Consider the following 3,427-nt stretch of genomic DNA (forward strand, 5'->3'; position numbering starts at 1 on the left):
GCGGCCGCGCGCCGCGTGGAGCGCCGGGTCGAGGAGGCCGTCGCCCGCGGCGCCGTCGTACGCGCGGGAGCGGTCCGTCAGGACGCCACTTACCAGCCGACCATCCTCACCGGCCTCGCCCCCGACGACCCCATCGTCACCGACGAGATCTTCGGCCCCGTGGTCAGCGTGCTGCCCGTGGCCGATCTCGACGACGCCGTGAACCAGGCCAACCGCGCGGCCACCGGCCTTCAGGCCGGGGTCTTCACCCGCGACACCACCGCCGCCCTGCGCACGGCCCGCCGGCTGCGGGCCGGCGCCGTGATGATCAACGACACCTCCGACTTCCGTATCGACGCCATGCCGTTCGGCGGTTTCCACCGCAGCGGCATCGGCCGGGAAGGCGTCACCAGCGCCGTCGTGGCGATGACCGCACCCAAGGTCATCGCGGCCCGGCTGACCTCCATCAGCTGAGCTCCCTCACCGGCAACTCCTCATCCGCTGCCCATCCGACCGGGACACCTGAGCGTCGACCGGTCATGCCGTGGTGCCCAATCCCTTGCTCTCCCCCCAACGACGTTCAGAAGGAACACCAGCATGGCACGCACCTGGAAAACCCTCGCCGGCATGTCGACAGCCCTCGTCGTGCTCGCCGGCTGCTCGTTCGACTCCGGCACTCCCGAGGCCGCCGCGAGCGGCGGCGGCTCCAAACTGATCATCGCCGACCTGTGGGCGCCCGACTCCGGGTACGCCCTGGAGACCGACGACGCCTTCACCCTCACCCGCGCCGGCTGCCTGGAGACCCTGGTGGCCGTGGACAAGGACAACCAGGCCCAGCCCGCCCTGGCGACGGAATGGAAGCAGACGGAGCCCAAGTCCTGGACGTTCACCATCCGTGACACCACGTTCCAGAACGGCACCGCGCTCACCGCGAAGGTCGTCGCCGACGATCTCAACCGGCTGCTGAAGGCCACGGCGCCGCCGCGCAGCTTCGCCCCCAGCGTCATCTCCGCGGTCACGGCCGTCGACGACCGGACCGTACGGATCGACACGCCGGAGGAGGACCTGTTCCTGCCGCTGCGGGTCAGCGTCCCGAACACCGGGATCCTCGCCCCTGAGGCGTTCTCCGGCGCCACCACGAACCCGGTCGGCACCTGCACCGGACCGTTCAAGATCACCAGCATCGGGACCGGCCAGTCGCTGTCGCTGGCCGCCAACGACGGCTACTGGGGCGGGGACGTCGCCCTCGGCAGCGCGGAGATCCGCTACGCCGAGAGCGGCGCCACCCGCGCCACGCAACTGCGTGCCGGTGAGGTCTCGGTGGCCGCGAACCTCCCCGTCACCACCCTCACCACCCTGAAGGGCGACAACAACATCACCCTGCAGCAGGTCGCGCTGCCCCGCACCACCGGCCTGTACCTCAACACCCGCAAGGCCCCCTTCGACAAGGTCGAGGCGCGCCGCGCGATCCAGAAGGCCATCGGGCTCGACGCCATCGTCAAGGCCGTCTACGAGGGCACCGCCACCGCGGCGGCCGGGCCGTTCACGCCTGACGAGCCGTGGACGCCGGCCGGGCTGCAGCCCGTGCAGGGAAACGCCGCCGACGCCAAGGCCGCCATGGCCGCCGCCGGCATCGACCCCGGCTCGCTCGGCTTCGAGCTCATCGCCTATTCCGACCGGCCCGAGTTCGCCGACCTCGCCCAGGTGATCCAGGCGCAGCTGGCCGAGGCCGGCATCACCGTGAAGATCCGCACCGGGGACTACGCCTCGGTCGAGGACGACCTCATGGGCGGCAACTTCCAGGCGACCCTGCTGTCCCGCAACCACCTCATCGACCTGCCCGAGCCCATCAGCGTTCTGCGCTCGGACGAAACCTGCAAGGGCAGCTTCAACCTCGCCGGTTACTGCAACCCGAAGGTCGACGAGCTCGTCAAGGAGGCCGGGGGCACGGCGGACCCGGCCAAGCGCCACGACCTCTACGGTGAGATCGCCACCCAGCTGGCCACCGACGTGGCCTTCGTCCCGCTCGTCCACGAGAGCCTCACCATGGGCGTCGCGGACACCGTCAAGGGCCTGCCGACCGACCCGCTGGAGCGGACCCTGCTCACGAAGGACACGAAGCTGTCGTGACCACGACCTCCCCGGAACACACCGGCCCCGGGACGGCACGGCGCTACGTCGTCGACGTCGTCCCGGGTGACGGGATCGGCACCGAGGTCGTCCCCGCCGCCGTGCGCTGCGTCGACCACCTGGCCGCGACCTTCGGGTTCACCGTCGAGTGGCGCGAGCGCGCGTGGGGGTGCGACCACCACCGGGCGCACGGGCGCATGATGCCCGTCGACGGCCTCGAGCAGCTGGCCTCCGCCGACGCCATCCTGCTGGGCGCCGTCGGCGCGCCGGACATCCCCGACGACGTCACCCTGTGGGGTCTGCTCATCCCCATCCGCCGGGAGTTCGTGCAGTACGTCAACCTCCGGCCGGTCCGTTCGCTGCCCGGCATCCGCTCGCCGTTGCGCTCGGACGCCCCGATCGACCTGGTCGTCGTACGCGAGAACGTCGAAGGCGAATACAGCGAGGTCGGCGGCCGGGTCAACCGCGGCCGGCCCGGCGAGTTCGCCGTCCAGGAGGCGGTGTTCACCCGGGCCGGCATCGAACGGATCGCGCGCTTCGCCTCCGGCCTGGCCCTGCGGCGTTCGGGCCGGCTGATCTCGGCGACGAAGTCGAACGGCATCATCCACACGATGCCGTTCTGGGACGAGGTCGTGGCCGAGGTGGCCGACGGCAGCGGGGTGCGGCTGGAGAAGGTCCTCATCGACGCGCTGGCCGCACGACTCGTGCTGCGGCCGGAGAGCGTCGACGTCATCGTCGCCTCCAACCTGTTCGGCGACATCCTCTCCGACCTGGCCGGCGCCCTGGCCGGGTCGATCGGGGTCGCGCCCAGCGCCAACCTCGACCCGACCAAGACGTACCCGTCGATGTTCGAGCCGGTGCACGGATCGGCGCCCGACATCGCCGGCATGGGCATCGCCAATCCGGTCGGCACCCTCTGGGCGGCGGCCATGATGCTGGATCATCTCGGCGAGGCCGCCGCCGCGGCCGGTCTCGTGTCCGCCTTCGAGCACGTCCTCCAGGCGGGGACCGCCACCCCCGATCTCGGCGGCACGGCGAGCACCGAGCAGTTCACGACCGCTGTCGTCCACGCCCTCGCCGCTGGAACATCGTGAGCACGCGCCGGCGATCCGGGGCCCGGCCGGATCCGCTGGACGCGACCGCCGTCCGGCGTCAGCTGCACCGGCGGCCCGAGGTCGGCTTCCTCGAGATCGAGACCGCGGACCTCGCCTGGAGCCTCCTGTCCGGCCTGGGCTGGCGGCTGCGCGGCGGCGGCGATCTCGTCGACGTGCACGACCACCCCGGCCTGCCGGGCCGCGACGAGCTCGACGCCGCCGCC

At 71.8% G+C, this 3,427-nt stretch carries 4 protein-coding genes; all 4 read left to right on the forward strand.

The genetic code is table 11. The features are described 5' to 3' along the window. A partial coding sequence (locus ACWDX9_RS61260) for an aldehyde dehydrogenase family protein (protein WP_449973106.1) occupies positions 1-453 on the forward strand: 453 nt, incomplete at its 5' end. A gap of 123 nt (positions 454-576) precedes the next feature. Next, positions 577-2,109 carry an ABC transporter substrate-binding protein gene (locus ACWDX9_RS61265; protein WP_449973107.1) on the forward strand — a complete coding sequence of 511 codons (1,533 nt, stop codon included), beginning with the start codon at positions 577-579 and terminating at the stop codon, positions 2,107-2,109. Continuing rightward, positions 2,106-3,203, forward strand: a complete 1,098-nt coding sequence (locus ACWDX9_RS61270) for a tartrate dehydrogenase (protein WP_449973108.1) — start codon at positions 2,106-2,108, stop codon at positions 3,201-3,203. The genes ACWDX9_RS61265 and ACWDX9_RS61270 overlap by 4 nt, the downstream gene beginning before the upstream one ends. Then, a partial coding sequence (locus tag ACWDX9_RS61275) for a hypothetical protein (protein ID WP_449973109.1) occupies positions 3,200-3,427 on the forward strand: 228 nt, incomplete at its 3' end. The genes ACWDX9_RS61270 and ACWDX9_RS61275, both read left to right, overlap by 4 nt.

This window comes from Nonomuraea sp. NPDC003201 (genome assembly GCF_053590415.1).

Excerpts from the sequence above, each read along its gene's own strand:
- ACWDX9_RS61265 (WP_449973107.1), top strand. The coding sequence starts at position 577 with ATGGCACGCACCTGGAAAACCCTCGCCGGCATGTCGACAGCCCTCGTC.